26 protein-coding genes and 2 riboswitches are annotated in these 26,928 nt (G+C 46.9%); of the genes, 9 read left to right on the top strand and 17 right to left on the bottom strand.

Annotated elements, in window-relative coordinates; genetic code table 11:
• Positions 1-37 precede the first annotated feature (37 nt).
• Positions 38-778, bottom strand: a complete 741-nt coding sequence (locus tag L2D08_RS15990) for a sulfite exporter TauE/SafE family protein (RefSeq protein WP_242235146.1) — start codon at positions 776-778, stop codon at positions 38-40.
• Between the two features lie 157 nt (positions 779-935).
• Here L2D08_RS15990 and L2D08_RS15985 point away from each other — a divergent pair, with 157 nt between their 5' ends.
• Positions 936-1,202 (top strand): YiaA/YiaB family inner membrane protein, encoded by a 267-nt coding sequence (locus L2D08_RS15985; RefSeq protein WP_242235144.1) that lies wholly within the window; start codon positions 936-938, stop codon positions 1,200-1,202.
• A gap of 134 nt (positions 1,203-1,336) precedes the next feature.
• On the top strand, positions 1,337-1,987 hold the full coding sequence (locus tag L2D08_RS15980) for a DsbA family oxidoreductase (RefSeq protein WP_242235142.1): 651 nt from the start codon (positions 1,337-1,339) through the stop codon (positions 1,985-1,987).
• Positions 1,988-2,054: 67 nt separating this feature from the next.
• On the opposite strand, the gene L2D08_RS15975 is transcribed toward L2D08_RS15980, so the two are convergent.
• The 3 genes from L2D08_RS15975 to L2D08_RS15965 all read right to left on the bottom strand — a co-directional run bounded on the left by L2D08_RS15975 (position 2,055) and on the right by L2D08_RS15965 (position 5,028).
• The gene (locus L2D08_RS15975; RefSeq protein ID WP_242235140.1) at positions 2,055-3,119 is read right to left on the bottom strand and encodes an ATP-binding protein; all 1,065 of its coding nucleotides are present in this window, start codon (positions 3,117-3,119) and stop codon (positions 2,055-2,057) included.
• A gap of 503 nt (positions 3,120-3,622) precedes the next feature.
• Complete coding sequence (locus L2D08_RS24320) at positions 3,623-3,838, bottom strand: ASCH domain-containing protein (protein ID WP_309241382.1); 216 nt, start codon at positions 3,836-3,838, stop codon at positions 3,623-3,625.
• A gap of 14 nt (positions 3,839-3,852) precedes the next feature.
• Positions 3,853-5,028: an MFS transporter gene (locus tag L2D08_RS15965; protein ID WP_242235138.1), complete on the bottom strand. Its 1,176-nt coding sequence runs from the start codon at positions 5,026-5,028 to the stop codon at positions 3,853-3,855.
• Positions 5,029-5,212: 184 nt separating this feature from the next.
• A riboswitch (guanidine-I (ykkC/yxkD leader) is annotated at positions 5,213-5,308 on the top strand.
• Between the two features lie 65 nt (positions 5,309-5,373).
• Between L2D08_RS15965 and L2D08_RS15960 the strand changes: the two genes are divergently transcribed.
• The 5 genes from L2D08_RS15960 (at position 5,374) to atzF (ending at position 13,772) form a co-directional block, all read left to right on the top strand.
• Positions 5,374-6,735 carry an APC family permease gene (locus L2D08_RS15960; protein ID WP_375337598.1) on the top strand — a complete coding sequence of 454 codons (1,362 nt, stop codon included), beginning with the start codon at positions 5,374-5,376 and terminating at the stop codon, positions 6,733-6,735.
• An 89-nt stretch (positions 6,736-6,824) separates the two neighbouring features.
• A riboswitch (guanidine-I (ykkC/yxkD leader) is annotated at positions 6,825-6,931 on the top strand.
• Between the two features lie 84 nt (positions 6,932-7,015).
• A complete protein-coding gene (locus tag L2D08_RS15955) occupies positions 7,016-7,744 on the top strand; it encodes an urea amidolyase associated protein UAAP1 (protein ID WP_242235133.1) in 729 nt (242 codons plus the stop codon).
• Positions 7,744-8,397: an urea amidolyase associated protein UAAP2 gene (locus tag L2D08_RS15950; RefSeq protein WP_242235131.1), complete on the top strand. Its 654-nt coding sequence runs from the start codon at positions 7,744-7,746 to the stop codon at positions 8,395-8,397. The genes L2D08_RS15955 and L2D08_RS15950 overlap by 1 nt, the downstream gene beginning before the upstream one ends.
• A 13-nt stretch (positions 8,398-8,410) precedes the next feature.
• Entirely contained in the window at positions 8,411-12,067 is a 3,657-nt protein-coding gene (gene uca, locus L2D08_RS15945) for an urea carboxylase (RefSeq protein ID WP_242235128.1), read from the top strand.
• On the top strand, positions 12,027-13,772 hold the full coding sequence (atzF, locus tag L2D08_RS15940; protein WP_242235126.1) for an allophanate hydrolase: 1,746 nt from the start codon (positions 12,027-12,029) through the stop codon (positions 13,770-13,772). The genes uca and atzF overlap by 41 nt, the downstream gene beginning before the upstream one ends.
• Positions 13,773-13,806: 34 nt before the next feature.
• Here atzF and L2D08_RS15935 read toward each other — a convergent pair whose 3' ends face one another.
• On the bottom strand, positions 13,807-14,241 hold the full coding sequence (locus tag L2D08_RS15935; RefSeq protein WP_242235125.1) for a DnaD domain protein: 435 nt from the start codon (positions 14,239-14,241) through the stop codon (positions 13,807-13,809).
• A 160-nt stretch (positions 14,242-14,401) separates the two neighbouring features.
• Here L2D08_RS15935 and L2D08_RS15930 point away from each other — a divergent pair, with 160 nt between their 5' ends.
• Positions 14,402-14,698 (top strand): hypothetical protein, encoded by a 297-nt coding sequence (locus L2D08_RS15930; RefSeq protein ID WP_242235123.1) that lies wholly within the window; start codon positions 14,402-14,404, stop codon positions 14,696-14,698.
• 33 nt (positions 14,699-14,731) lie between these two features.
• Here L2D08_RS15930 and L2D08_RS15925 read toward each other — a convergent pair whose 3' ends face one another.
• From L2D08_RS15925 to L2D08_RS15890, 8 genes are all read right to left on the bottom strand, one after another.
• Entirely contained in the window at positions 14,732-15,361 is a 630-nt protein-coding gene (locus tag L2D08_RS15925; RefSeq protein WP_242235121.1) for a LysE family translocator, read from the bottom strand.
• 133 nt (positions 15,362-15,494) lie between these two features.
• Positions 15,495-16,211: a YebC/PmpR family DNA-binding transcriptional regulator gene (locus L2D08_RS15920; protein WP_242235119.1), complete on the bottom strand. Its 717-nt coding sequence runs from the start codon at positions 16,209-16,211 to the stop codon at positions 15,495-15,497.
• A 73-nt stretch (positions 16,212-16,284) separates the two neighbouring features.
• Positions 16,285-17,070: an enoyl-CoA hydratase-related protein gene (locus L2D08_RS15915; RefSeq protein WP_242235117.1), complete on the bottom strand. Its 786-nt coding sequence runs from the start codon at positions 17,068-17,070 to the stop codon at positions 16,285-16,287.
• A 130-nt stretch (positions 17,071-17,200) separates the two neighbouring features.
• The gene (locus L2D08_RS15910) at positions 17,201-18,232 is read right to left on the bottom strand and encodes an NADH:flavin oxidoreductase/NADH oxidase (RefSeq protein ID WP_242235115.1); all 1,032 of its coding nucleotides are present in this window, start codon (positions 18,230-18,232) and stop codon (positions 17,201-17,203) included.
• 136 nt (positions 18,233-18,368) lie between these two features.
• Positions 18,369-18,803: a MarR family winged helix-turn-helix transcriptional regulator gene (locus L2D08_RS15905; RefSeq protein ID WP_242235112.1), complete on the bottom strand. Its 435-nt coding sequence runs from the start codon at positions 18,801-18,803 to the stop codon at positions 18,369-18,371.
• A 165-nt stretch (positions 18,804-18,968) separates the two neighbouring features.
• Positions 18,969-19,286 carry a thioredoxin family protein gene (locus L2D08_RS15900; protein ID WP_242235109.1) on the bottom strand — a complete coding sequence of 106 codons (318 nt, stop codon included), beginning with the start codon at positions 19,284-19,286 and terminating at the stop codon, positions 18,969-18,971.
• A gap of 222 nt (positions 19,287-19,508) precedes the next feature.
• Positions 19,509-20,348 carry a KPN_02809 family neutral zinc metallopeptidase gene (gene ypfJ / locus L2D08_RS15895; RefSeq protein WP_242235108.1) on the bottom strand — a complete coding sequence of 280 codons (840 nt, stop codon included), beginning with the start codon at positions 20,346-20,348 and terminating at the stop codon, positions 19,509-19,511.
• A gap of 183 nt (positions 20,349-20,531) precedes the next feature.
• Positions 20,532-21,020, bottom strand: a complete 489-nt coding sequence (locus L2D08_RS15890) for an SRPBCC family protein (protein WP_242235106.1) — start codon at positions 21,018-21,020, stop codon at positions 20,532-20,534.
• A gap of 165 nt (positions 21,021-21,185) precedes the next feature.
• On the opposite strand from L2D08_RS15890, the gene L2D08_RS15885 reads away from it, so the two are divergent.
• Positions 21,186-21,770 carry an LOG family protein gene (locus L2D08_RS15885; RefSeq protein ID WP_242235105.1) on the top strand — a complete coding sequence of 195 codons (585 nt, stop codon included), beginning with the start codon at positions 21,186-21,188 and terminating at the stop codon, positions 21,768-21,770.
• Positions 21,771-21,836: 66 nt separating this feature from the next.
• On the opposite strand, the gene L2D08_RS15880 is transcribed toward L2D08_RS15885, so the two are convergent.
• The 4 genes from L2D08_RS15880 to cypC all read right to left on the bottom strand — a co-directional run bounded on the left by L2D08_RS15880 (position 21,837) and on the right by cypC (position 26,765).
• Positions 21,837-23,639 carry an ATP-binding protein gene (locus L2D08_RS15880; protein ID WP_242235103.1) on the bottom strand — a complete coding sequence of 601 codons (1,803 nt, stop codon included), beginning with the start codon at positions 23,637-23,639 and terminating at the stop codon, positions 21,837-21,839.
• A 268-nt stretch (positions 23,640-23,907) separates the two neighbouring features.
• The gene (locus L2D08_RS15875) at positions 23,908-24,822 is read right to left on the bottom strand and encodes a LysR family transcriptional regulator (protein ID WP_242235101.1); all 915 of its coding nucleotides are present in this window, start codon (positions 24,820-24,822) and stop codon (positions 23,908-23,910) included.
• Positions 24,823-24,936: 114 nt separating this feature from the next.
• The gene (locus tag L2D08_RS15870; protein WP_242235099.1) at positions 24,937-25,500 is read right to left on the bottom strand and encodes an O-acetyl-ADP-ribose deacetylase; all 564 of its coding nucleotides are present in this window, start codon (positions 25,498-25,500) and stop codon (positions 24,937-24,939) included.
• A 5-nt stretch (positions 25,501-25,505) separates the two neighbouring features.
• Positions 25,506-26,765, bottom strand: a complete 1,260-nt coding sequence (cypC, locus tag L2D08_RS15865; protein ID WP_242235097.1) for a CYP152 family fatty-acid peroxygenase CypC — start codon at positions 26,763-26,765, stop codon at positions 25,506-25,508.
• Between the last annotated feature and the right edge of the window lie 163 nt (positions 26,766-26,928).

Raw genomic sequence — 26,928 nt, 5'->3', positions numbered from 1 at the left:
AAATCTTCACGCTCTTTTGACTAGTACTTTTGAAATATCAAAACAATAATAGAACTGCGGCCATAGTTGGTGTTAAAATAACCGCAGATTTTAATACAGGCTGAGGTAAAATATTGGTAAACTTCGCTCCGATATAAGCGCCAAAAGCCGTACCGACAAGCACTTTCAGCAATAATGCAAAATCAATAAAGCCTTCTGAAAGATAGCCGATTCCCCCTCCGATGGCGAGCGGCAAAATCACAAGCATTGTCGTTCCAACCGACTGTCGGATCGTTAAATGAAGCAGGACCATTAAGCCAATTTGAATAAATGGAGCAGACCCGATGCCGAAAGTACCAGACAAAGTACCCGAAAGCAGTCCGAGAAAAATACTCTTCATCCAAATCACATGACTTTTCTCATCTAACCGTTTGGACGTGTCTTTTAAAAAGAACAGCTTTATAAAAAGCAAAAAAGCGGACAAAAACAGCATGCCCGCTGTTAACCAGTGAAGAGATTCTTCCGGGATAACAGCCGCGATTTTAGCACCGCCAAATGAGCCAGCTGCCGCAAAGGCGCCGACAATCAGGCCGACTTTCAAATGAATATTTCCTTCTCGATAATGGCTGTAGGCGCCAGATACACTTGTAAAGGCCATCGCTGCAAGAGAGGTCCCAAGCGCCATATGAATCGGCACACTGAAGAAAAGAGTCAGCACCGCAATAACAAATCCCGCTCCGCCAGCTCCGATAAAGCCAAACAGCATGCCAAGCAAAAGCATCGTAAATATGATCAACAATTTTTTCATCTCCAGCTTTTTTTGTCTTTAATCTCTTTGTTGTTCTCTTTATTTTAACACAGAACTTTTGGTTTATATTTTCCATTCATGGTTCTTTCCTTTAAATCATGGTATAGTGTTAGTATCTGGTGCTAATAAAACTAAAGGAGGAGACAGCATGCAGCGATACCGAAGAAGAAATACCCCCGCTTTTACGTTTTTGGCTTACTTTACTTTTATTGCGGGTGTTGCTCTGTTTTCGATCGGTCTTTTTAATGCGGATATGGAGCTGAATGAAAAAGGCTATTATATTGCCGTTATGATTCTTGTGGCTGTCGGTGCCATTTTGACGCAGAAAGTAACACGCGATAACGCAGAAGACAATGAGATTATTGCGGAAGAAGAAGAGCGCAGACGCAGCGGCATAAAGCCTCCCTCTGAATAAAGAAAGTTTAAAAGATGCCTGTATGGCATCTTTTTTTGTTCCACGTGAAACAATACACAAAATGCAGATTGTTAGACGAACGTGCTCCAACTCTATATAATCAGCCCAAAGGGATAAGAAAGGAGAAGGTTGCTTTGACGGCAAAAATCAGCGTATATTCTGATTACGTCTGCCCGCTTTGCTTTTTGGCAAAACAGTCACTTTATGAAGCCTTTAAAGAAAAAGATGATATAGATATCCAATGGATCCCTTTCGAACAGTCTGCGCAAGCTGATACCTTTCAAAAGGAAGAACGTATTCTGTATTGGAAAGAAACTGTTTATCCGCTCGCAGAAAAAATGGGTGTTCCTATTACTCTGCCGGATGTAACGCCGTATCCCAGTTCCCGCCTTGCATCTGAAGGATATTATTTTGCAAAGGCGCACGGCAAAGCACGTGAATACACGGACCGGCTGATGGACGCTTTTTTTCAGGAGCAGCAAAACATCGGCCAAGTAGAAGTGCTGTCCCGGCTGGCTGCCGAAATTGGCCTGGATCAGCAGGCATATGAGGAAGCGCTCAAACAGCGCCTGTATGAGGAAACACATAAAAATGAGCTGGACCGTGCCCATAATGAAGCTGATGTGACAAGCGTACCTGCTCTTATCGCCGGTTGTACGAAATTATCTGGTGTTCCCGTAAAAGAAGCACTTGAACAACTCATTAACCAAGAACAAAAACCGAAAAAGAAAAAAGTGACACTGCTTATGAACGGACCATCGTGTGGCATAAACGGGTGTCAATAAAAAAGCCGTCCATTACGTGGACGGCTTTTTTATTCCTTTGCATGCTGTGCAAAGGCGTTTCATTTTTTCAGTGGGATATAGGCAGTCGAATAGAAAAAGTTGTTCCTTCACCAAGGCGGCTTTCAACCGAAATATGCCCTCCATGTTCATGAATCGTTGTATATACCTGTGTCAGGCCAAGCCCCGTTCCATCTGATTTGCTTGAAAAAAAAGGCGTTCCCAGCATAGAAAGCTTTTCCTCCGGCACTCCTACGCCTGTATCTGCCACTTTAATATACACCCATTGGTTGTCGCAGTAATGGCTGATTTTTATTTTCCCCTTTTCATGAATGGCTTCTAAAGCATTTTTGATTAAATTAAAAAACGCTTTTAAATACAGGTTTTTCTTCCCAAGAATCCGGCTTCCCGGATTACGCAGATCCATTTCCACTTCCACATTGTACAACTTGTCTTGAAATAACAGCATTAATGATTGCAGCTCTTTGCAAAAATCAATCGGTGTAAGCGGTTCGTCCTGCAAGTCCGGCTTTGATACCTGGAGTAAGTTTTGCAATGTCATTAACGCTTTATCAAGCTCATTTTCCATTGTCTGTAGATACGGATGAGAATGAGATTCTTTCAACAGCTGTAAAAAGCCTTTTACAGCTGTCAGCGGGTTTTTCACTTCATGAACGATACCGGCCGCAATCTGCCCGACTGAAGCAAGCTTTTCACGGTTTTTAAGCATTTTTTCCGCTTCTTTGCGAACGGATATATCCCGAAAAACCGACTGCATCACTTTTCGATTTCCATAGGTAACTGGCCGGCAGTAAAGCTCTGTTTCTACTACAGTGCCGTCTGCACGGATGATTTTTTCTTCAATAAGCGGAGACAATACACCTTCCGTCATGGCTTTTTGAATCCGTTTTTTGATCATGTCATGTGATGATGGCTGAAACACGGATAGAATATTACCGCCAATAAGCGCTTCTTTTGGAGCCCGAAAAAAATCGGTCCCGGATTCATTAATATAAAGAATATTATAATCAACATGAATCACAATTGTTTCAAGCGAATATTCGATAATATTCTGATACATTTCTTCTTGCTCACCAATGGTTTGATTGATTTGATCGGGCATGATACCTGTCAATTGCCCCCACTCCTCTTTCCCATATTCCCCCTGTTTCTTTCTTACAATTCGATATCCGCAGGGCTTTTTCCTTTTCAGGCTCAAAAAAACACTCCTTATTTTTATGCGGGCACTGCCGCCATTATCACTGGCGAAGAAGAAAATATAAACGGCAGACGCCACCTTAAACTATCTCTTTTCTTGCTTCTGATTCATCAGTCTTCAACCAGGACTTCTTTTTGGTGCATACCTGTTTATGACCAATCAAACCCACGTCCAAAATAAATCAAAAAATAAGCCTATCCCTATGATTATGTAGCTTGCTGTACTCTTATCGCCATTTTTAAAGCGCTTTCTTTTATATCTAAAGAACAAGGCGCTTACATACGAGCAGCATATCGCCTTGAAATTCCCGGTCCGACTCTTGAAAAGCAAGTGTGAAAAAGTTATTATGCGCTTCGCACCGCTATATGTATGAACGGTCCCCCCTCCTTCTGCTTCCGCGAATTCGGCCGGCACTTTATTCATAGGCATGATTTTGTTTGGATAATAGCTGCCGGTTCCTCCCGGCTGTTTAACAGAATACTGGAATCTCCTTTTTGAGGAAGACGTTCCTTTTCAATTTCATAGAAAACAGGCCGCCGTTTTGATTCCAATGACAAGCCGAGCCGGAATCGGCGCCAAACAACCACGCCGATACAAATGCCGGTCCGCTTTCCCCTTTCCAAAACGAACCCCATATGCTTTTGCTGCTTTATTCACTTCCAGCCGCCTTTTCGTAGTTTCGAAGCCGGGACATGGCCGCTATGCCCAGCACAGGGCCAATCCCAAGAACAAAAAAGGCCCATTCCCAGCCTGCATGCACTTGTATCCATGATACCAGATTAATGGATATAATTGTTAACAAAAATCCGATACTCATTTGAAATGTCAGTGCGGTGCCCAAATAATCTCCCTCTGCAAACTCAGAAACGGCTGCTGAAAACTGGGCAGAATCTGCAATAATAGAACATCCCCAAATAGAAGCCACTACCATCATAAGCAGCAATGAATATTCAAAAGTGAAGCCAATCACAAAGGCACAGACAGCACTCACCCCCATGGCCCAAATAGTCAGCCGGGCACGGCCCACCTTGTCTGCGAGTAAACCGCCGAGCACACACCCAGCTGCACCAGCCAGGCCAATCGTTACAAATGAAAGAAAAGAAGCGTGCGCCAAGCCGCCTTCTGCCATAAAAAGCGGCAGCCATGTCCACATGGCATACAGCTCCCACATGTGCCCGAAATACCCGTAGTTCGCGAGCATAACCGGCTTGTTACGCAGTACTTTACCAATCATATTGACCGAGAAAACAGACGGTGTGCCCTGCTGGGGGGCGTCCTGCACAAAACGAATCATAATGACTGCCGACAACACCGATAAAATGGAGCTTAAGAGAATAACCCCTCTCCAATCTACCTTCATCGTCAGGGCTGCCAGCAAATGCGGCAGGGCCGAACCAAGAGTGAGTGCACCAATCACAATGCCAATCGCGAGGCCCCTGTGCTTCGGAAACCAGAGCGTTAATACTTTAACGGCTACCGGATAAACACCTGCAAGTGCTGCTCCGGTCACAAAACGCAGCAAAATACCGATAAAAGGATGATCTGCAAACAAAAGCAGGCTGTTGGCAAGCGCTCCTGCCAGGGCTGATATCATAAATAATTTTCTTGCTGGAAATCGGTCAGAAATTCCTAAAACAGCACTTATCAAAGCGCCGGCTGCAAACCCGGCCGGCACGGCAGCCGACACCCATGGTTTATCCGCTTCCGCCAATCCCCACTGGTTTGTCAGATCATTGATCACAGCGGAAGCACTGAACCAAAGGCTGAGCGCAAAGAACACAGCGATAGAGCCCCATGCTAATGCCCCCCATTTTGACTGTTTCATTTCTTGTCCTCCTCTTTCTGTGTCCAGACCATTGTACAAAGAAAAGAAGAAAAAAGGGAATGCAAAAAAGAGTTTTCGAAATATTTTGTTATAAAATCTAACATGTTCATTGAACACACTCTTTTTTCTCTCTATACTCCGTATTATCAAACAAATAGGGGTTCTTATTATCGCAATCAAGAACAAAGATGCTGCCTAGGGTTCCGGTTGAAAAACGTCTGGTCCGAGAGGGAGCGTACAGTATGTACTGTATACACGGAGGGATAAAAGCCCGGGAGAATTTTACATAAAATTCTCCCGGGCTTTTTATTTTTCCGCTATATTCGGAAAAGAGGGTGAATGAAGATGACTGAAAAAACGACACTTTTAAAATCACTGAAGCTGCATCAAGTTGTATTTATGGGGCTTGCCTGGATGACACCGATGATTTTCTTTACAGTTTACGGCGTTGCATTTGAAGCGGCAGGCGGGATGATGGCCGCTGCTTATATCGCTGCTTTTCTGGCTATTTTCTTTACTGCATACAGTTACAGCCGCATGGTCAAAGCGTATCCGATTTCAGGTTCTGCTTACACCTATACGAAAAAAGCAATCCATCCCAAAGCCGGATTTTTAGTCGGCTGGGCTCTATTAATGGATTATATTTTTTCACCCATTATTGCGGTCTTAACATTTGGCATTTTTATGAATACCGAGTTTCCAGCCATTCCGGTTTTCGTCTGGATTATTGTGATGAATGTGGTGCTTGCGGTCGTGAATATTATCGGCATCAAGTCCGCTGCACGCGTCAGTGGTATTTCGGTTCTTGTACAAATTGGATTTATCCTGTTGTTCTGCTTATTGATCGTAAAAGATATTGTCACTGGCGATACCGGGTCAAGCTCCCTGTTTTCGCTTGCACCGTTTTTCGGTGAACATGCTGGACTGGGTGCTGTTTTTTCCGGTGCCGCACTAATCTGCTTTTGCTTTCTCGGATTTGACGCCGTCACCACGATGTCAGAAGAAACGATCGAAGCGGATAAAACGATCCCGAAAGCCATCTTCCTCATTGTGTTTATTGCTGCGGCGATGTACATTGCGATTTCGTATTTAACGCAGGTTGCTTATCCTGACTTTACGTTTACCAATCCCGACAATGCCGCTTACAGCCTTGTACAGCTTGTTGGCGGAAACCTCTTAAGCTCGTTATTTATTATGGTATTGATCATCGCTACGTTTACGCAAGGGGTTTCCTCTGTCACTAGTGTCAGCCGGTTTATGTACGCTTTAGGACGTGAATCGATTCTGCCGGAGAAGCTGTTTACCTCTCTTCATCCGACATACCAAACACCGGTTGCAAACATCTTGTTTGTCGCTGCCGTTTCTTTATCCGCTGTTTTTATTAATTTGGATACAGCCGTTATGTTTGTCAGCTTTGGCGCTTTAACTGCTTTTACATTCGTGAATATATCTGTTATTGCCCATTACTATATAAAGCTAAAGAAGCATTCACCGAAAGAAACATTTTTGTATCTTATTTTCCCACTGATCGGCGCCGGGTTTATCGGCTGGCTCCTTACTCTTTTAAATAAGCACACACTGGCTTACGGAATAATCTGGTTAGTCATTGGCTTCATTTACTGGTCCACTAGAAGAGCCTGGCTGTCCGCTCAAAGCAAGCAGCGGGATGTTCAAACAAAACCGATTGTCCAGCAAAAAACGATGTAAGATAATCTGACACAAGAGTTGTTTTCAGTTTTTTCAGATTGTTATACTGGTTGCATAAACCAATAAAGGTTTCCACACTGTGTTGGAAACAAAAAGCTGTCTAGGGTTCCGTTTAAAGAGTTTCTCTTTAAAGCCTGGTCCGAGAGAGAGCGTACAGCTGCTGCTGTATACACGGAAGGATAAAAGCCTGGGAGACGATCATCTCCCGGGCTTTTATCCTTTTTTCATGATTCCATATGAGCGCTCTGCGCTTTGTTCATTCAAAAGGAGGCTGTTTTACATGACTGATATGTTAACAAAGTATATCCCTGCTGGCGGCAAATGGTCCGGCCGGATCAGCCGCGGCAAATCGATTACATTTACGGCGATGGAAGATGGCGCCAACGTCTCTCTTCTTCTTTATTCCGCCATAGACACGGCAGAGCGCTACAATATGCCGGATACATTAAAAGCCCAGCATACTGCCCGTTTAACGGCTGGAAACGTGCTGATGAGTGATAACGGGCGCGTACTGGCCAGCCTTACAGATGACTCACTCGGCTGGCATGATACGATTTCCGGTTACATCTCACGCCGTATCGTCGACGAGCGCTACGGACGAACAACCTATCAGGAAAAACGAAACGACTGGTATCGAAGCGGTGAAGAAAACTTTGCCGTTGAACTGTTCCGAAACGGCCTGACAACACGCGATCTCGTCCCTGTTGTGAATTTGTTTTCCAAAGTGTACTGCACGGAAGACGGCCGCATGCATTTTGTTTCCGGCCATTCTAAAAAAGGCGACTCTGTGACACTGCGGACGGAATTAGATGTTCTGCTCATTTTATCTAATACGCCAAATCCGCTTGACCCAAGCCCCGTCTATCCTTCTATACCGGTGAAAATCGACATTACGGGTGCAGCTCCGGTGCAGGAAGACGATCTTTGCTTGAATCACCGCCCGGAAAACCGGCGTGCGTTTGAAAATACATGGGACCACACAATGCTTACTCAAGGAGGCGTTCGATAATGGCATTATTACATCATGTTATGAGCGATCGAAAAACAGAGGATGCTTTTTACAATAAAACGATCCCAGCGGGAGATGGCTGGACGTATACGCTGGAACCAGGACAGGTACTTCGTATTGTCGACCTGGAAGGAAACCAAGCAGCGGACACATTGTTTTATGATGCTGATAATCCGGCGGATCATTACAGCGCGGTCAACACGATTACGCGCCAGGGCAATGTGTATTTAACAACCGGCTCTATTCTTTTATCTGAGTCAGGCAAAGAACTTGTGAAAATTGTGGCCGATACGTGCGGCAGTCATGATACGCTTGGCGGCGCCTGCTCGGCACAAAGCAATACAGTGCGCTACTCACACGAGACGCTGCCGATGCATAACTGCCGTGACACGTTTATGCTGCAGCTTTCCAAAAATGACCCGCGCTTTACAAAGCGGGATTTAGCTCCTAACGTCAACTTTTTCATGAATGTACCGGTCACACCAGACGGCGGCTTAACCTTTGCTGACGGTGTTTCGGCTCCCGGCTACTATGTGGAAATGCAGGCAGTGAACCGGACACTTGTCCTAATCAGCAACTGCCCGCAGTTAAATAATCCTTGCAACGCCTTTAACCCGACACCGATTCAGCTGCTGATCTGGAATCAAAACTAAAGGAGCGATGACCATGTTTACAAAAGTATTAATTGCCAACCGCGGAGCCATTGCTGTCCGCATTGAACGAACCCTTCGACAAATGGGCATCGCATCTGTTGCCGTCTACACAAAAGCAGATCAGGACAGCCTGCATGTTGATTTAGCAGACGAAGCGATTTTAATTGGGGAAGGCGCAGCGAAAGACAGCTATTTAAATGCCGAGCTTATTTTAAACACTGCTATCCAAACAGGCGCTCAGGCCATTCACCCCGGATACGGATTTTTAAGTGAAAATGCTGATTTTGCCCGTGCCTGCCGCGAAAATGGCATTGCGTTTATGGGCCCGACACCGGAGCAAATGGAGCTGTTCGGCTTAAAGCACTCTGCCCGTGAAATGGCGGAAAAAGCGGGTGTCCCGCTTCTTCCCGGTACAGCACTCATTACAGATCTTCAAACAGCTTTGTCAGAGGCAGCGCGAATCGGCTATCCGGTTATGCTGAAAAGCACAGCGGGCGGCGGCGGCATCGGCATGCGTGTCTGCGGGGATGAAACCGCGCTTCGCGACGCCTTTGATTCAGTCTGCCGTCTGGCCGAGACCAACTTTAACAACGGCGGTGTGTTTTTAGAGAAATACATCCAAAAAGCGCGACATGTGGAAGTGCAAATTTTCGGCAATGAATTCGGTGAAGTAGCCGCGCTTGGCGAGCGGGACTGCTCGATTCAGCGGCGCAATCAAAAAGTCGTCGAAGAAAGCCCGGCTCCCTGCCTTTCTTCTGTGGTCCGTAAACAAATGCTTGACTCTGCCAAGCGTCTTGCAGAAAAAGTCGGCTACCGGAGTGCAGGAACCGTCGAATTTTTATACGACCCAGAAGCAGAGCAGTTTTATTTTCTTGAAGTAAACACCCGGCTTCAAGTCGAGCATGGCGTAACGGAGGAAGTGCTTGGCATCGATTTAGTGGAATGGATGGTGCGCGAGGCAGCAGGCGAATTACGCGGGCTCAGCCACTTGTACGAAACGCCAAAAGGCCACAGCATTCAAGCCCGCATTTATGCAGAAGACTGCTTGAACGACTTCCGGCCAAGCGGCGGCCAGCTCGACCAGGTCCGCTTTCCTGAACAAGTACGCATTGAAACATGGGTGCGGGATGGGCTGAACGTGACGTCTCTTTACGACCCTATGCTTGCAAAAGTGATTGTTCATGCCGATACGCGCGAAGAAGCCATTGACAAGCTTCATGCAGCACTTCGTGAAACGCGCCTTTACGGTGTGACCACAAACCTTCAATTCATTCAAGCGCTCCTGCAGGAAAACGACTGCCGAAGCGGTCTCGTTCATACCCGTATGCTCGACGGTTTTACACCAGCGGAACAGGCGATTGAAGTGCTTGATGGCGGCATTCAAACGACCGTGCAGGACTGGCCGGGCCGCGTTGGCCACTGGGATGTAGGCGTTCCTCCGTGCGGACCGATGGATCCTTTTTCGTTCCGAATCGGCAATAAGCTTTTAGGAAATGAAGACCGGGCTGCTGGTCTTGAACTGACTCTTCGCGGCGGGTCTTACCGTTTCCGCGGCGATACTGCTTTTTGCCTGACAGGGGCGGACATGAAGGCGGTACTGGATGAAGAGGCAGTGCCTATGTATACGGTTGTGCAGGCAAAACGCGGACAGGTCCTGACGTTCGGTGAAGCCGAAACAGGCATGCGCACTTATTTCCTCCTAGCAGGCGGATTGGATATGCCGCTTCACCTCGGCAGCGCTGCAACGTTTACCCTTGGCGGATTTGGCGGACATGGCGGACGGGCGCTGAGAACGGGAGATGTTTTGCAGGTTCATCCTGTTTCCCTTCCTTCTCCTGCGGCGCTTGCAGCAGACAAACAGCCGGCTCTAACAAAAGAATGGATCATTGGTGTGATCCCTGGCCCTCATTGCACAACGGAATTTTTATTGCCGGAGTACTTGGAGCAGCTCACTGAAACAAGCTGGGAAGTTCACTTTAACAGCTCACGCACCGGTGTCCGCTTAATTGGGCCTGCTCCGCTCTGGACACGTGAAGACGGCGGTGAAGCCGGCCTTCATCCATCTAATATCCATGATAATGCGTATGCCATCGGAACACTTGATTTAACAGGTGACATGCCGATTTTACTTGGTCCGGACGGCCCGAGCCTGGGTGGATTTGTCTGCCCTGTCACAACGGCTTCCGCGGAATTTTGGAAAATTGGCCAGCTGCATGCCGGCGACCGCATCCGTTTTCGGCTGCTTACACTCCAGGAAGCCGAAGCTCTTCGCCAGGCACAAGAGCAGCACCTGAATGCCATTGGGTTACAAGAAGGGGTTTCCTCGCTTCCAACACTGCCGAAAGAACCGGCCCAGCTGAAACCGGATTATCCTATTCTCATTGAACAGGCAACGGGCAGCTTCCCGATGACGATCCGGGCGGCAGGCGACGAACACGTCCTAGTTGAATACGGGGAGATGGAGCTTGACCTTCTGCTTCGTTTTCAGGTTCACGCTTTAATGGAAGCCGTTCAAGCACGCCCTGACATTCCAGTTCTTGATTTAACGCCAGGTATCCGTTCTTTGCAGGTTCATATCGATGCTTCCAAAATGTCGATCACGGAGCTTTGCGAAGTTCTCGCAGCGATCGATGAAAATCTTCCACCGCTTGAAGAAATTGAAGTGCCATCGCGCATTGTCCGTCTTCCCCTTTCCTGGGACGATCCGGCGACGCAGCTGGCCATCGAGCGCTATCAGAAAAACGTCCGCCCTGACGCTCCGTGGTGCCCGAGCAATCTTGAATTTATCCGCCGGGTCAACGGGTTAAACGATATCGAAGACGTAAAACGCATCGTGTTTGACGCCAATTATCTTGTTCTTGGCCTGGGAGATGTGTATCTCGGTGCTCCTGTCGCCACGCCGGTTGACCCGCGCCACAGGCTTGTAACAACGAAATACAATCCGGCGCGTACATGGACGCCGGAAAACGCGGTCGGGATCGGCGGTGCCTACATGTGTGTATACGGCATGGAAGGACCGGGAGGCTATCAGTTTGTCGGCCGTACCGTACAGGTTTGGAACCGGCTTCGTGAAACCGAAAGCTTCCAGGCTGGCAAGCCATGGCTGCTCCGTTTCTTCGACCAAATTCAATTTTATCCGGTTAGTGCAGACGAACTGCTTGAAATGCGTGAAGACTTCCTGCGCGGACGTTTTGAAATCGATATTACGGAAACCACCTTTAAACTTGGCGACTATTTAGCTTTTCTCGAATCCATTGAAGAAAGCGCTCAGGAATTCCGCCAAACACAGCAGGCTGCTTTCCGTGCCGAGCGGGAAAGCTGGCGCGAGCTTGGCCTTGCGGAATATGTATCCGAGCATGAAGCAGCAGAGCCCGCCGAAGAAATCATTCCGGAAGGAGCGGAAGCTGTCCGCTGCTCGATGCCTGGAAGTGTATGGAAGGTTCTTGTTTCTCCAGGAGACGAAGTGAAAAAAGGCGATACGCTCATCATTGAAGAAAGCATGAAAATGGAATTTCCCCAGCCGGCTCCATGTGATGGCTTTGTCGAGGCTGTTTATGTAATGCCAGGAGATGAAGTTCATGCGGGACAGTTGATTGTTTCCATTACAAAAGAAAAGCGAGGTGCTTTTGATGCAGACGATAAACCTGCCGAAAATGTTATCCATTCGTGAGTTAAAAGAGGGCTACCAATCTGGCAGCTTAAAGCCGGAGATGGTCATTGAGCAAATTATCGAGCGGGCTGAGGCTGACCGGGACATGAATATTTGGATTACACCGCCGTCCTGGAGCTTTATCCGCCCTTACGTAGAACGCTTAAAGACTATCGACCCATCCCAGGCACCACTTTGGGGCATTCCATTTGCCATTAAAGACAACATCGACCTTGCCGGTGTGGCAACAACAGCGGGGTGTGCAGAATTTGCTTACACACCCGATGAACATGCAGCCGTCGTTGGGCGCTTGATAGACGCCGGTGCCATTCCCGTCGGAAAAGCAAACCTGGACCAATTTGCGACCGGACTCGTTGGAACAAGAAGCCCGTATGGCGAAACGCACAATGCGCTGAACCCTGATTTAATCAGCGGCGGTTCAAGCGCGGGCTCCGCCGTATCCGTCGCCCGCGGCCAGGCGGCTTTTTCACTCGGCACAGACACAGCAGGATCTGGACGCGTACCAGCCGGGCTCAACCGGCTGATCGGCTACAAGCCGAGCCTGGGTGCATGGCCGGTCAAAGGCGTCGTTCCGGCGTGTGCGAGCCTTGATTGTGTAACGGTTTTCGCCAATAACTTGGATGATGCGGATCTTGTCGACCAGGCAGTCCGCGGCTTTGATGCCCGGGACCCATGGTCGAAACGGATTACACGCCAGGCGTCGGCCCTTCCGAAAAAAATATTAGTACCAGGCGAATTGCCGGTTTTTTACGGGCCATTTGCAGATCAATATAAACAAGCCTGGCAGCATACGTTAGAAAAGCTGCATGCGCTCGGTCTGCCTGTTGAACCGATCGATGTCACCTATCTTTCCGAAGCGGCTGCTGTATTATACGACGGCCCTTGGGTAGCAGAGCGCTGGGCTGATTTGGGCTCTTTTATTAACGAACATCAAAGCGCCGTATTCCCGGCAACAGAAGCCGTGTTACGATCCGGAGATAAGCCGGAATATGACGCAGCCTCCGTTTTCAAGGCAATGCATACGCTTCAGGCGTTTAAACAAAAAGCGCATCAGCAGCTTCAAGACGCCGTTTTGATTATGCCGACAGCTGGCGGTACGTGGACACGCGAAGAAGTCCGCAACAACCCTATTCAAACAAACAGTCAAATGGGACTTTATACAAATCACTGCAATTTGCTCGATTTGTCCGCTGTGAACATTCCAGCCGAAGATGCAGCCCAAAACGTGCCGTTTGGCATTACACTGTTTTCAGGACCAAGAGATGAGCATTTGATTACGGGCTTCGCCGGCTTGTTTTTGCACGGCCGCCGCGCGCCTGAAAAACCATCCACGACGCTCGTTGCTGTCTGTGGCCTTCATATGAAGGGATTTCCGCTTGAAAAGCAAATGCTCGAGCATGAAGCCGTTTTTGTCCGGGAAGCAAAAACAGCTTCCGAATATAAGCTTGTAGAGCTCGATACCGTGCCGAAAAAGCCGGGCCTCATTCGAACAACAGAGAATGGCTTCTCTATTGAACTGGAATTGTGGGAAATGCCTATTTCTCAATTAGGGTCATTTGTTTCCCTTATTCCATCGCCGCTTGGTTTTGGCACTATTAAGCTCGAAGATGGCACACATGCGCAGGGATTCCTATGTGAAGCGAGCGCGGCAGCGGCTGGAAGAGATATCTCTTCCCTCGGCGGATGGCGACATCGCCAAAACTAAAAAGCTTCAGCGGTATCGAGCCGCTGAAGCTTTTTTATGAGCGCGCAAACAGCTCCCGAATATAAGCGCCAAGCTGTTCATCCGTTAAATTACTGGAAGCCGCCCCGCGGATCATATCCACCGTGAGGACGGTTTTTTTCTTCGAGTGAAGAATGTCCGTCATCCAGAGCGTTTTATATTTTGTATGTTCTTTTTGAACGAGCTTCATTGCTTCTTCTGCGGTTTCCACCTTTAATCTGCTCCAATGCATTGCAATTTTAAAAAGCGACGGGTGGCTGAGAGACAAGGAAGCCAGAAGTATGTATTGAATAAGGACATTAATCACCTCGTCCGGCAGGTGATACCGTTTATTTAAATCAGCAATAACAGTAAGATCCATATTAGAGACGGAATCTTTTCCAGTGGTATGCATGATCATCTGCCTTGGATGAATGCTTTTAAAGTATGCGGCAGCGTTATGGCTCGTCATTGAGAGAATCCTCCTTTTTAAAGAATGCTTATTCCTTTCCTTTCCCCGCCTGCCCCTTTCTAAAGCCTTCTTTTTTTTAGAAAATGTTTGAAGTTCCGTATTCCCGGCTATTCTACTACACAAAAGCTCTTTTAAGCCGAAAAAAGAAAGGACTTTTCCGATGAGCACAATAAAAGATCTTCACCACACAGATGAACCCGTTCAAGAAACCGGCACTTACATTTGTGCCGCCGGCAAAAGGGAAGAATTAAAGGAAGGGGAACAATTTCCGGTCTGCCCGAATATAAATGCACCGACCACCTGGCGCCATGAAGATCATATACACAATACCGGCGACCGCGTGACAGAAGCCGGTACGTATGCAGATGAAGACAAAGACGAAGTTGAGCTTGCACAAGGCGATACTTTCCCATCCTGCCCCAAATCCGGACAATCTACAACATGGAAACACGCTTAATAAAAAACAGCCTCTCCTGCCAGAGGCTGTTTTTTAACGCCCTTGAAGTACTATTTTAACGCCAAGGCCGATATAAATCGCACCGATCACTTTATTACCGCCGCCCCGGTTCAGCCACGAAATGCGCTTTACCCGCTCGCTGATCGGTTCGATAGCCAGCGCAATCAGCGTCGTATATATCACGCCGAGCAGCACGAAAATGAGACCGAGTGTCATAAATTGAAAAATAGACGCACCGCGCGCCGGATCCACAAACTGCGGCAGAAAAGCCAGAAAAAACAGCGCTGTTTTCGGATTCAGTACCTCTGCCAGAATCGCTTGTCTATAAATGCGCCCGGCTGAAGCTGCCGATGCCTTGGCCATTTCCGTGTGAGAGGCCTTAGCAAAAACAGCGCGGATGCCCATATAAAATAAATAAAAGGCACCAGCCCATTTCACCATATTAAATGCGAAAGCAGATGTCATTAAAATAGCCGACAGGCCGACAGCCGCAAAAATAGTATGAATTAAATCACCCGTTGCAAGACCCAGGCCGGTAATAACGCCGGCTTTCCGTCCGTTTTGAACCGTTCGTGCTGCCGTTAGTAAAACAGCCGGACCGGGAACCAAAAACAAGCCGATCACAACCGCCGTAAACGTCAGCAGCGTCGAAAAATCAAACATGATGCACCCTCACTTTTGCTTCTTATTCTACTTTTATCATAGCAGTCACACCCTAAAATAATCCAGTTTATCTTACTAAAGCGTTTTGGACAAAAGAAAAAGCAGCCGCTCCCAGAGCGCTGCTTTTTTCTTCTTATCCCAAATCAACGTTGTGGTATACCTGCTGTACATCCTCTAAATCTTCGATAGCATCAATCATTTTTTCGAATTGTGCCTGGTCTTCTTCTGACAATGCCACGTCGTTTTGTGCAAGCATCGTCAGCTCCGCAACCGTAAATTCTGTTACGCCCGCTGCTTTCAGCGCTTCCTGCACAGCATGGAATTGATCCGGCTCTGCATACACAATCACGGACTCTTCTTCTTCAAGCACATCCCGTACATCGATATCGGCTTCCATTAACAACTCCAGCACTTCGTCCGCTGTTTTTCCTTCCAGGCCGAACACGGCTGTTGCATCAAACATGTAAGCAACCGAACCGCTCACACCCATGTTTCCGCCGTTTTTCCCAAATGCAGCCCGCACATCAGAAGCAGTCCGGTTCACGTTATTTGTTAAAGCATCTACGATCACCATAGAGCCGCTTGGCCCAAATCCTTCGTAGCGAAGCTCATCGTAGTTTTCTTCCGCTCCGCCTTTTGCTTTTTCGATCGCCCGGTCTATAATCGTTTTAGGCACGCTGTATGTTTTCGCGCGCTCGAGCACCATCCGAAGCGCCTGATTGCTTTCTGGATTCGGCTCGCCCTGCTTGGCTGCTACATAGATTTCACGGCCGAATTTGGCGTAAATACGGCTTGTGTTGGCATCTTTTGATGCTTTCTTTTCTTTAATGTTATTCCATTTACGTCCCACACTGAACACTCGCTTTCCATTTTACAATCTATGTTTATTATACAATAAACGTAGAGCTCCATACAAAGAGGGTTTATTGATCCCGAAATACAGCTGGACGTTTTTCGATAAAAGCAGTTACGCCCTCCTGCACGTCTTGTGAAGCAAACAGCGCACTGAATTGTTCAGCTTCAAGCGCCAGTCCTTGCCCAAGTTGAAGCTCTGCACCCGCGAATACAGCCTGCATCGCTGCTTTTACAGACAAGCGGCTTTTCTGTGAAATGAGCTCCGCTGTTGCGGACGCTTCCTGCAAAAGCTGGTCTGCCTCGACAGAACGGTTCACCAAACCGATCCGTTCTGCTTCCCGTCCATCTATAAACCGTCCGGTTAAAATGAGTTCAAGCGCTGTTGCCGTATTCGTTAACCGGGTGAGGCGCTGCGTTCCCCCGTAGCCTGGAATCAAGCCGAGCTTTGTTTCGGGAAGCCCGAGTTTTGCTTCATGCACCGCAATCCGCAGATGACAGCTCATCGCCAGTTCCAGCCCCCCGCCCAGGCAGGCACCATTAATCGCGGCAATGATTGGTTTTTCAGAATGCTCTATTTTTGTGCATAATGCCTGGCCTTTCCGCGCAGCTTTTTTTGCTTCTTCTTCCTGTCCAAACAAAGACGTGAATTCTTTAATATCTGCCCCGGCCACAAAGAAAGAACCATCCCCTGTTAAAATACCGGCTCTGACAGACGGATTGTGATTCAGCTCCTCGATACACTGCTCCAGCTCTTCCAGCAATCTTTCATTCAGAACATTTACAGGAGGGTTTTTTAGTATGATGTAAGCGATCTTGTTTTCCACTTTTGTTTGAATCAAAGAAAAAGACTTCATTTCTATTCACTCTCCTTGTTAACATCTTGTTTTTATTTTATTGTACAAAAACCCAAATGAGTATTCATTCATTATTTACCTACAAAAAAAAGCGTCTGAACAAACTTGTTCAAACGCTCCTGCTGCTATTTTATTTTCTTGGGAAGCCCATTTGGTACTGTTTAGGAATGCCTGCTTCTTTTCCTAATTGAATCCCTGCTTCAAGCGTCCAGTTTGGATTTCTCAGCATGCCGCGTCCGACCGCCACAAGATCAGCTTCTTCGTTGCCGATCACCGCATTGGCCAAAACAGGCTCATCCAGGCGCCCGACTGCAATAACGGGTACGTCGACCGCTTCTTTAATAGCCCGCGCCAGTGGTACTTGATAAGCGGCATGCGTGCCCGGCCGTCCAGCTGCGGCAATTGGGCCTTCGCCGCCTGCGCTAATGTGGAACATGTCAACACCTGCTGCTTTATACTCTTTTGCAAAGGCAATGCTTTCCTCAATGCCATAGCCGCCTTCAACATACTCTCTTGCAGAAATACGCATAATAAGCGGCATGTCTTCCGGCATTTCGCTTTTAGCCGCAGCAATCACTTCTTTTCCGAACTTTGTTAGCTCTTGTCCGTATTCATCTGTCCGTTTATTTGTCAGAGGAGACTGGAATTGGTGAATCAAGTAGCCATGCGCTCCATGAAGCTCAATGGCGTCTACTCCTGCTTCCACTGCCCGGCGGACAGCAGACCGGAATTTTTCGACCATCTCTTTTACTTCTTCCGTCGATAATGCTCTTGGTGTTTTAGACTTCTCGTCAAAAGCGATGGCAGATGGTGCCACCGGCTGCTCCGCATCTTCTGCTTTGCGTCCGGCATGAGCGATTTGAACCGCCACTTTTGCCCCGTGCTGGTGAACAGCCTCAATAATTCTTTTTAGGGCTGGAATTTGCTCGTCTGACCATAAACCTAAGTCAAAGTCTGTAATACGGCCATCCGGCTCTACGTCGGTCATTTCAATAATAATAAAGCCTGTTCCGCCAACCGCCCGGCTGACATAGTGAACAAAGTGCCAGTCATTTGCGATTCCGTCTTTTGCCTCTACCGAGTATTGGCACATTGGCGGCATCACGACACGATTTTTTAATTCAAGTCCCTTTATTTTGTAAGGTGTAAACAAATGCTCCATGCTGTTCTTCTCCTTTTCTTCACATTTTATATGTATGCGCGTGCATGTAAATTATCTCTTACTGAAACTTACCTGTCAAACAATGCGCCTTGCATACAAAAAAGCTTTCCCCAAATGGAAAGCTTTCTAAACACAGTTATCTTTTCAGCTGGCGAAATGCAGACTGAAGACTTTCTTGAACAGCCGAGCTTGAAAAAGCGGACTCAAGCGTTTTGCAAAAAGTATTTAATACCTTTTTCAACTTTTCTTCCCCTTCTTTTGTAAGCGAAGCGTAAATGGCACGGCGGTCATCCTCGCAGCTATGGCGCCTGAGAACCTGGCAGTTTTTTTCTTCCAGCCGGTTTACCAGGCGGGACATCGCACTTTGACTTAACCCGACCATTTCCTGCAGCTGATACAATTTTAACTTTTTCTCAGGAGCTTCTGATAAAAACAGCAGTACATAGCATTCATTTAGCGAAAGGCCGTGCTCCTGCTGCAGTGCCCCCTCCAGATCCTGAGCAACAGCCGCCTGCATCCTAGTCAAGGCGAGCCACCCGTTAAACAGCGGCGCCTTTTGATCGTTTTCCATCTTCACGTTCACCTATTTCTGCAAAATAATCATCCTGTGCATGAAGCAGTATACTTCATTATACTATGTCCGCTTCTTCCTTCAACAGCAGGCCGTTTCGTTTTTACCGCCGGGCTGCGCCCACGAAAAAACCACTGCTCAAATCAGAGCAGCGGCATAAGACAATCAAGCGGATAAACTGTTAAGGAACGCTTCGATTTCTTCCTGTGTTTTCCGGTCTTTGCTGACAAATCGGCCCGCTTCTTCTCCGCTATGGTAAGCGACGAAGCTCGGAATACCAAATACATTCAGCTCACCGCACAAGTCAATAAACTCATCCCGGTCTACATAAATAAACTGATACTCCGGGTAATCCGCTTCAATACCCGGCAAGATCGGCTCAATGACCCGGCAGTCCGGGCACCAGTCCGCTGAAAACATTAAAACAACGCGCTCTTCTTTTTTCAACTGCTCAAATTGATCCATTGATTGCAATTTTTCCATCATGATTCCCTCCAGCTTTTTTCATGTACAACCCATTATACGACTTTTTAAGCGAAAGAAAAAAGAAGAGGTTTCAACGGCCGTTAAAACCTCTTCTTTTATTGTGCCTCTTCTGGATTTTTTATAATGAGCCAAGTTATTCTGCTGCCGGGCCAGTAAAAGCTTTTTCCGGCTATGCATCAGAATCATCCGGCCTGTTATTCATAACCTTGCCTAAGCCCTTTATAAATCCTTTGCGTTGAATGTGTCTCCGTTTTCTAAATTACCGGATTGAAAACCGCGGTAAAACCATTTTTTCCGCTGCTCTGACGTACCGTGCGTGAAGCTGTCCGGTACAGCATATCCTTGTGAACGCTTTTGAATCGTATCATCTCCGACGGCGCTTGCCGCAGTCAATGCTTCTTCTACGTCACCTTCTTCAAGCAAATCCATTCCCTGGGCATGATGAGCCCAGACGCCCGCATAGTAGTCGGCCTGCAGTTCCAGCTTAACCGAATATTTGTTGTACTCTTCTTCGCTCAGCTGCTCCCGCAAAGCATGTACTTTTTGAGAGGTGCCCAGCAGTGTTTGAACGTGGTGCCCGACTTCGTGGGCGATCACATACGCCATTGCAAAGTCTCCAGGTGCTTGAAACTTGCTTTGCAGTTCTTGATAAAAACTTAAATCGATGTAGAGCTTCTGGTCACCCGGACAATAAAAAGGACCGACCGCTGAGGTGGCGGTTCCGCAGGCAGAGTCTACACTGCCTGAATATAAGACTAAAACCGGTTTTTCGTATACCATGCCTTCTTCCTGAAATACTTTGGTCCATACATCTTCTGTATCAGCCAGCACAACAGACACAAACTCGGCAAGCTCCTGATCTTGTTCAGTTTCTTCGTAAGGAACCGTATTGGTGCCCGACATACCGCCAAGTAATTGAGACGGATCACCGCCAAGCAGCGTAAAAATAAGCACTATAATTAAGCCAACTCCACCAATCCCGCCGCCAAGCACCGCTTTTCCGCCCATGCCCCGCCGGTCTTCCACGTTTGAGCTGCCTCTTCTTCCCTGCCATTTCACTGTATTTCCTCCTCCAGAAAAACCTTGATCGTACTAGTGTTATACCCAGCGGAGAGAAGCGTTAGACTGTGAAAAAAGACATTTTCGCCTGCGGGTTAATAGAAAAGTGTGGAAATAACATATAAAAAAGGGACCGATCGTCTTTTTCATCCAAAAAACGAATCGTCCCTTATAAAAGTTTCTTTATGATCGGATATTTTCTATATAGTCTTCAAGCTGTGCAAATGTTCCGAAAAACCCTTTTTTAATGGCTTCTTCGGCGGATTGAAACACCGCTCTTTCTTCTTCTGTCGCATTAAACGGCAGTCCTTCTATCTCAATCGTCGTCTCGCCGTTTTCTTCCGAAAAACTGAGCGTATTTAAAACTTCAAGCGGCCAGCTTTCATTGAATGGCGCACGGACCGTCCCCCCTTGTTCGTCCGCAAATGAACTGGTAAAAGCAAGCTTGTTCGGTGATTCCACTTTATGATATGTAAATTTTCCGTACACCACTTGTCCATCCGGCAGTGTCTGCTTGTAGTGAAACAGCCCGCCTGGCTTCACGTTAATCGATACAACATCAAGCTTCACACCCGGCGATCCCCACCAGTGCAGCAAATGGTTTCCATCTGTCCACATGCTGAACACAAGGTCCTGCGGTGCATGTACTTGTTTTGTAATAACTACGTTCATCTCCCAATCCCCTTTCATAATACGTCCTTCTATTGACTATACGTCACATAAAGAGGATTGTACATGGCCGATGTAAATCTACTGTAAAGATCGGGACTCTGCTGTTCTGTTTTCCTAACAAACAAAGTATACTTGAAGAAAAAGAAAAGAAACGGGGCTAAGTGGATGAAGAGAATAGCAGTTTTTTGCGGTTCGGCAAGCGGCGCATCAATAAGCTATACAGACAGCGCTGTTTCACTCGGAAAAGAACTAGCCAAGCGGGGTATCAGCCTTGTTTATGGCGGATCGAGCGCGGGCCTCATGGGGACAGTAGCCGACACGGTTTTGCGGGAAGGCGGCGAAGTAATCGGCGTGATTCCAACCTTGCTGAAGGAGCGGGAAATTGCCCATACCCGGCTTACCGAACTGCATGTTGTGGAGTCGATGCATGAAAGAAAAGCGAAAATGGCCGAGCTTGCTGATGCATTTATTGTACTGCCGGGCGGCGCCGGCACGATGGAAGAGTTTTTTGAAGTGTTTACGTGGGCGCAAATCGGCCTTCATCAAAAGCCGATCGGCCTGTTGAATGCTGCGAATTATTTTGATCCGCTCGTTTCCTTCTTTGATCATATGACCACTGAACAATTTTTACAGGATCAGTACCGTTCCATGCTCTTAGTCCATGATTCGGCAGCACAGCTGATCCGCTCGTTTCATGCGTACGAACCGCCGGCTGTGAAAACATATAAAAAAGAAAAAACCATCTATTAAAAATAGCATGCTTCCTTTTCTATGGAAGCATGCTTTTTGGGCGGTTTCTTTTTTTTCGGACGAAAGTCAGGCGCCTGCGCTTTTCTCTTCCTTCTCACCCGCTTTAATCGGCAGCCAAACGGTTACCTTTGTGCCTTTTCCTTCACGGCTTTGGAATGTCATATCGCCGCCGTGCTCCTTTATAATTCTCATGCTGACCATCAGTCCAAGTCCCGTGCCTTTTTCCTTACTCGTATAAAAAGGTTCCCCGAGCTTTTCCAGCCGCTCTTTTGGCATGCCCATTCCCCGGTCTGTTATAGAAACGGCCAGCCTGTTATAGATTTGCTCGTGGTCAATGGCAATGATACTATTTTTCGGCGAGGCTTCCACCGCATTTTTCAACACATTAATAAATACCTGCTTAAGCTGATTTGCATTTCCTTCAAGCTCAACCTCTTCCTTAAACGGCTCCATTTGAATATTGATGCTTTGGGTGATAGCCTGCATATTTAAAAGGTCAACAACGTCTCTCATTAAATGGCTCAAGGTAATGCTTTGTTTCACGATGACTTCAGGCTTAGCAAGAACGAGCATCTCGCTCGAAACGAACTCAATACGCTCAAGCTCATCAAGCATAATCTTCGTATATTTCGGATCAATGGAATATTCCTGATCAATCAGCTGAATAAATCCCTTTAAGGAAGTGAGCGGATTGCGAATCTCATGAGCAACGCCGGCGGCCAGCTGACCGACAATATTCAACTTTTCTGTTTTTCGTATATATTCTTCCTTTTGCTCCATTTCGGTAATATCCGTCGCTACACAAAGCAGTTCCTTATGCCCTGCTGAAAAAAAGAGCGGTTTTTTCGTTATTTGTACTGTGTAAATACGGTTATCCGGCGTTTGCAAGTACTGTTTTTCTTGTATCTTTGCTTCATCTTTCTCCAGCAGATACATATCTTCCTTTGCCATCTCTTCTGCCTGCTTTGGATTTGCATAAAAATCGCTTTCCCGTTTTCCAAGCATTTGTTCAGAAGAAACGCCATATAAAGCAGAAATGGCGGCGTTCGCCATCGTAAAGCGCCCGTACTGGTCTTTTGCATAAATAAAATTCGGATTCGCATCAATGACTCTTCGGAGAAAAAGCTGCTGAATCAACAGCTGTCCGTTTACTTCCTCCATTTTGTTGTAAATCAATTTTACGTATGCTGTGAAAATGCCCATTACTAAAATAATAAGAGCCAAAATCGCTTGAAACAAAGGGCTGTCCGATGATAAATTGATTACCCCGAATGAGTACGCTAATAAAAGAGAAACAAAAAAGACTCTTAAGAACGTGCGGCGATGCTTGTCGACGATTTTAAATGTTAAATAAATAGCGAGCAAATCCATCACAATAATCAATAAAATATGAATCGAGAACGTCCAGCCGAGCGGGCCCGCCACCGGATAGTAAAACTCTTCGTTAAACGGCGGGATGGAATGGCGATCAAAACCGGCAATCCCAAGCCGTGTCCAGCTGATTATATAAACGACAATAGTCCAAATGAGCATCCCAATATAGGAAAAGCGATTGATCATCTTTTGAAGTATTTTCTTTTTCCGGACATCAAACTGCAGTTCTTCAAAAAAAAGCAGCTGATAGACCATATAAAATAAAAGCGGAGCAAAAACAACTGTTCCCATTCTAAAAAAGCGGAACAAGCTTTCAATCGTTCCCTGATTCAGCCAGTCCTCACCGTAGAGAACAGCAATGCTCATCTGCCACATTGAAACCGCTAAGTAAAAAACAGCAAGCGGATAGGTGATACGCTGATACTTAAGGCGAAACAAAATGACAAACGTTGTAAGCGGAATAAGCGAAAAAAAGACCATTAATAAAAATGCCATGTCATCACCTGTAAAATATACTTGTTTCTTCTATCCTACAGGAAACCGGCTCATGTTTCGAACATTTTTCGCCAGCCCTCTAGAAAAGTTAAAGAAAAAACAGGGAAAGATCTCCCCTGTTTTTTCGACCCCCAACAACCTAAAAGGATTTTTATTTGTGCGGTCGTTTGTATGAATTCCCTTCGTTCATTAAGTTGTATGTATCATTATGAAACAAAGGTATAGCATAACGGTTAAAATAGATTTTCCGCTATAGATAAAAGTTATATCACGGAGCCAAATGAGCTTCGATGATATTTTGAAGCTCTTGGAGATACACGTGCGCCATCCGGCCAAGCTGTGTTTTTTCATGTGCGATCCAGCCGACCGTAATCGCTTCATCTGCCTCAAGCGGTACCGGCACAATATTCGAGCCGTTTAAATCCTCGCTTAAAATACCGGTAGAAATCGTGTATCCATTCAATCCAATCAATAAATTAAACAGCGTAGCCCGGTCGCTCACCTGAATGCTTTTAGAGCGCGGAAGCGTGCTGAACAGCTCTTCTGCATAATAAAAGGAATTGAATTCCCCCTGCTCAAACGACAAGCGCGGGTATTCTTCCAGGTCTTCAAGTGTAACGGAGGCTTGGCCGGCCAGTGGATTTTGAGCGCTGACAAAAATGTGCGGTTTCGCTTCAAATAGAGGATGAAACAAAAGCCCTTCTTCCTTCAGCAGCTGTCCCATCACTTTTTCATTAAAAGAACTGATATAAAGAATCCCAATCTCGCTGCGCAGGTTTTTCACGTCCTCGATAATTTCATAGGTTCTCGTTTCACGCAGTGTAAACTGGTACTCATCTGCTCCATGCTTTTTAATCATTTCTACAAATGCATTGACGGCAAATGCATAATGCTGTGTGGAAACAGAGAAAAGCTGGCGTGCCGGCGGGGATCCTAAATAGCGCCGCTCAAGCAGTTCTGCCTGCTCGACTACCTGGCGTGCATAGCCTAAAAATTCCGCTCCATCTGTGGACAGTGTAATGCCTTTTGGTGTCCGTATAAAAATAGTAATACCAAGTTCAGCCTCCAGCTCTTTTACGGCTTTTGACAAGCTCGGCTGTGACAAAAAAAGCCGGCGTGCTGCTTCATTAATCGAACCGCAGTGTACAATTTCAATCACATACTTCAACTGCTGCAGAGTCATCTTTCTACCTCTTTACTTTACATATTGATCTATTTTTCTAAACCCCTATTATGCCAAACAATGACCGCTTTGTGAAACAAGGGATAGCACGCACAAAAAAACCGCCGAGCTTGCTCAGCGGCCTTCTTCCTGCATAACGCGGTTCATAGCCGCTTCATAAATCCGGTAGTCGTGATCTGAAAACAATGTAAAAGCTACATAGCCAAATGCCTGCTTCTCCAGAAAATCGATGACCGTGCGGAGAGCGACAACCGCTGCCTGCTCGATCGGAAAACCGTATACACCGGTCGAGATGGATGGGAATGTGATGCTTTTAATCCCGTTATCCGCTGCCAGCATTAAGGTATTCTGGTAACAGGAAGCAAGCTTTTCTTCTTCTCCTTCTGATCCGCCGCCCCACACAGGGCCTACTGTGTGAATCACATATTCAGCCGGCAGCTCGTACCCTTTTGTCAGAACGGCTTTACCTGTTGCCAGCTCTTCCCCGTTCAGCTGTTCAGTACGGATTTTTTTGCACTCGTCCATTAGTGCATGCCCTGCTGCCTGGTGAATGGCTCCGTCTACCCCGCCGCCTCCAAGCAGTGACCCATTAGCGGCATTAACGATCGCTTCTGTTGCCTGCTCAGTAATGTCTCCGACCATAAGTTCAAGAACATTATCATTGATTTGTGTTTTCATTATCTTCACTCCTTTAATTGAATGTTACGCATGATAAAGCCGCTTTTCGGCATGCTTGGCATGCTGGTCATACTGAAACTGATATCCTGCTCAGGTACTTCATAAGACAAACGGTTAACGAGAAAATCAACACTTACTTTCATCAGCCCGACCGTAATCCATTCTCCTGCGCAGCGATGCCCATTATGATAGTCGCCGCCGCCCTGCGGAATAAAATCGAACGGGCTTTTGTCCCACTCTTCAAACCGTTCCGGCTGAAACAAATCCGGATTTTCCCATAGATGCGGGTCATGGTTGGTGCCGTATAAATCGAGAAGCGCTAACGTTCCTTCCTTAAAGTGCATGCCCCGCCATTCAAAATCTTTTTTCACTTTAGCGCCCGTGAAAGGAAAAAACGGATAAAAGCGGCGGACCTCCTGCACAAAACATGTTGTATAGGAACCATTGGCAGGCGTTAATTTTGGTTTTTGCTCTGGAAACTGATGCAGCGCCAGTGCTGTAAAAGCAAGGTAAATGGACACCGCTGTAATCGGCCTTAAAATATTGACCACTTCTACAGCGGCTGTTTTTGTATCTAATACTTCACCACCCAGCTCCTGATGATGAGAAAACACATACAGCGTTGATTCTTCCGGCGGATGAAGCTTTCCAGCCCGCACCTCTTCAATCAGGCCGCCTACCCACTTTTCAGCTTTTCGTCTGGATCGGCGTGTTTTCCAGTATTCCGGTCCGGCTGAAACGGCGGATTCAAACAAAGCACTCAATTCCTCTGTCCGCTGCTGTACTTCCTCTTCCTCAAGCGGCACACCGGCCCATTGGCAGGCAATCCGGCACAGCAGTTCTTTGGCTTCTCTGTATAAAACGATCTCGTTTTGCTGTGTCCACTTCCTTGCTGCCTCTTTCCACTGTTCTTCGGCGATGCCATTCAGCCGGGCAATGTGTCTCGGAGCCATTAAAGACATAAAAGCCGCTTTGCGCTGCCGGTGTGCTTCCCCGTCAAGTGTTTGAACGCCGCCTTCTCCAAACAGCGTTTTAACGACTCTCTTCGGCGCTGCCCCTTCCCGCTGAAACTTTGCCGGATCATAAAACAAAGCAGCCGCTTCCTTGCCGCCCATACAAATCGCCGGCTTCCCCATTAAACGCGTTTCAAACAAATCGGATTGAAAAGACCTGCGCCGGCTTGGTATGTACATGTATCCTTCTCTAAGCAGGCTTAAGCTTTGATCCAGCCCTTCTTCATGCGGCATTTCGTTTTGTCCGGACATCCACATCTCTCCTTTATGTTTTATGCTCCTCTTTGTTTTCCCCCTTTTGCCGGAAATATAGCTTTTTTTCGTAAAAAGGCTTCCGTTCCCTGCAAAGCTTTGGCCATGCTGTTTTATTTCTTAAGAGAGTATACTAAAAGAAAAACGAGTATAGATAGGAGTT

The organism is Domibacillus sp. PGB-M46, assembly GCF_022668875.1.
Taxonomy (GTDB): Bacteria; Bacillota; Bacilli; order Bacillales; family Domibacillaceae; genus Domibacillus.
The sequence above is the reverse complement of the archived record's forward strand: the minus strand, read 5'-3'. Positions and strand labels throughout refer to the sequence as shown.

What these genes read in the sequence shown, in the direction of transcription:
- L2D08_RS15965 (WP_242235138.1), bottom strand. Translation starts at nt 5,028, where the DNA reads ATGAAACAGTCAAAATGGGGGGCATTAGCATGGGGCTCTATCGCTGTG.
- L2D08_RS15905 (WP_242235112.1), bottom strand. Translation starts at nt 18,803, where the DNA reads ATGGAAAACGATCAAAAGGCGCCGCTGTTTAACGGGTGGCTCGCCTTG.
- uca (WP_242235128.1), top strand. Translation starts at nt 8,411, where the DNA reads ATGTTTACAAAAGTATTAATTGCCAACCGCGGAGCCATTGCTGTCCGC.
- L2D08_RS15885 (WP_242235105.1), top strand. Translation starts at nt 21,186, where the DNA reads ATGAAGAGAATAGCAGTTTTTTGCGGTTCGGCAAGCGGCGCATCAATA.
- atzF (WP_242235126.1), top strand. Translation starts at nt 12,027, where the DNA reads ATGCAGACGATAAACCTGCCGAAAATGTTATCCATTCGTGAGTTAAAA.
- cypC (WP_242235097.1), bottom strand. Translation starts at nt 26,765, where the DNA reads ATGTCCGGACAAAACGAAATGCCGCATGAAGAAGGGCTGGATCAAAGC.
- L2D08_RS15890 (WP_242235106.1), bottom strand. Translation starts at nt 21,020, where the DNA reads ATGAACGTAGTTATTACAAAACAAGTACATGCACCGCAGGACCTTGTG.
- L2D08_RS15955 (WP_242235133.1), top strand. Translation starts at nt 7,016, where the DNA reads ATGACTGATATGTTAACAAAGTATATCCCTGCTGGCGGCAAATGGTCC.
- L2D08_RS24320 (WP_309241382.1), bottom strand. Translation starts at nt 3,838, where the DNA reads ATGGGGTTCGTTTTGGAAAGGGGAAAGCGGACCGGCATTTGTATCGGC.
- L2D08_RS15915 (WP_242235117.1), bottom strand. Translation starts at nt 17,070, where the DNA reads ATGAAGTCTTTTTCTTTGATTCAAACAAAAGTGGAAAACAAGATCGCT.
- L2D08_RS15925 (WP_242235121.1), bottom strand. Translation starts at nt 15,361, where the DNA reads ATGTTTGATTTTTCGACGCTGCTGACGTTTACGGCGGTTGTGATCGGC.
- L2D08_RS15880 (WP_242235103.1), bottom strand. Translation starts at nt 23,639, where the DNA reads ATGGCATTTTTATTAATGGTCTTTTTTTCGCTTATTCCGCTTACAACG.
- L2D08_RS15910 (WP_242235115.1), bottom strand. Translation starts at nt 18,232, where the DNA reads ATGGAGCATTTGTTTACACCTTACAAAATAAAGGGACTTGAATTAAAA.
- L2D08_RS15900 (WP_242235109.1), bottom strand. Translation starts at nt 19,286, where the DNA reads ATGGAAAAATTGCAATCAATGGATCAATTTGAGCAGTTGAAAAAAGAA.
- L2D08_RS15870 (WP_242235099.1), bottom strand. Translation starts at nt 25,500, where the DNA reads ATGAAAACACAAATCAATGATAATGTTCTTGAACTTATGGTCGGAGAC.
- L2D08_RS15950 (WP_242235131.1), top strand. Translation starts at nt 7,744, where the DNA reads ATGGCATTATTACATCATGTTATGAGCGATCGAAAAACAGAGGATGCT.
- L2D08_RS15960 (WP_375337598.1), top strand. Translation starts at nt 5,374, where the DNA reads ATGACTGAAAAAACGACACTTTTAAAATCACTGAAGCTGCATCAAGTT.
- L2D08_RS15930 (WP_242235123.1), top strand. Translation starts at nt 14,402, where the DNA reads ATGAGCACAATAAAAGATCTTCACCACACAGATGAACCCGTTCAAGAA.
- L2D08_RS15935 (WP_242235125.1), bottom strand. Translation starts at nt 14,241, where the DNA reads ATGACGAGCCATAACGCTGCCGCATACTTTAAAAGCATTCATCCAAGG.
- L2D08_RS15875 (WP_242235101.1), bottom strand. Translation starts at nt 24,822, where the DNA reads ATGACTCTGCAGCAGTTGAAGTATGTGATTGAAATTGTACACTGCGGT.
- L2D08_RS15985 (WP_242235144.1), top strand. Translation starts at nt 936, where the DNA reads ATGCAGCGATACCGAAGAAGAAATACCCCCGCTTTTACGTTTTTGGCT.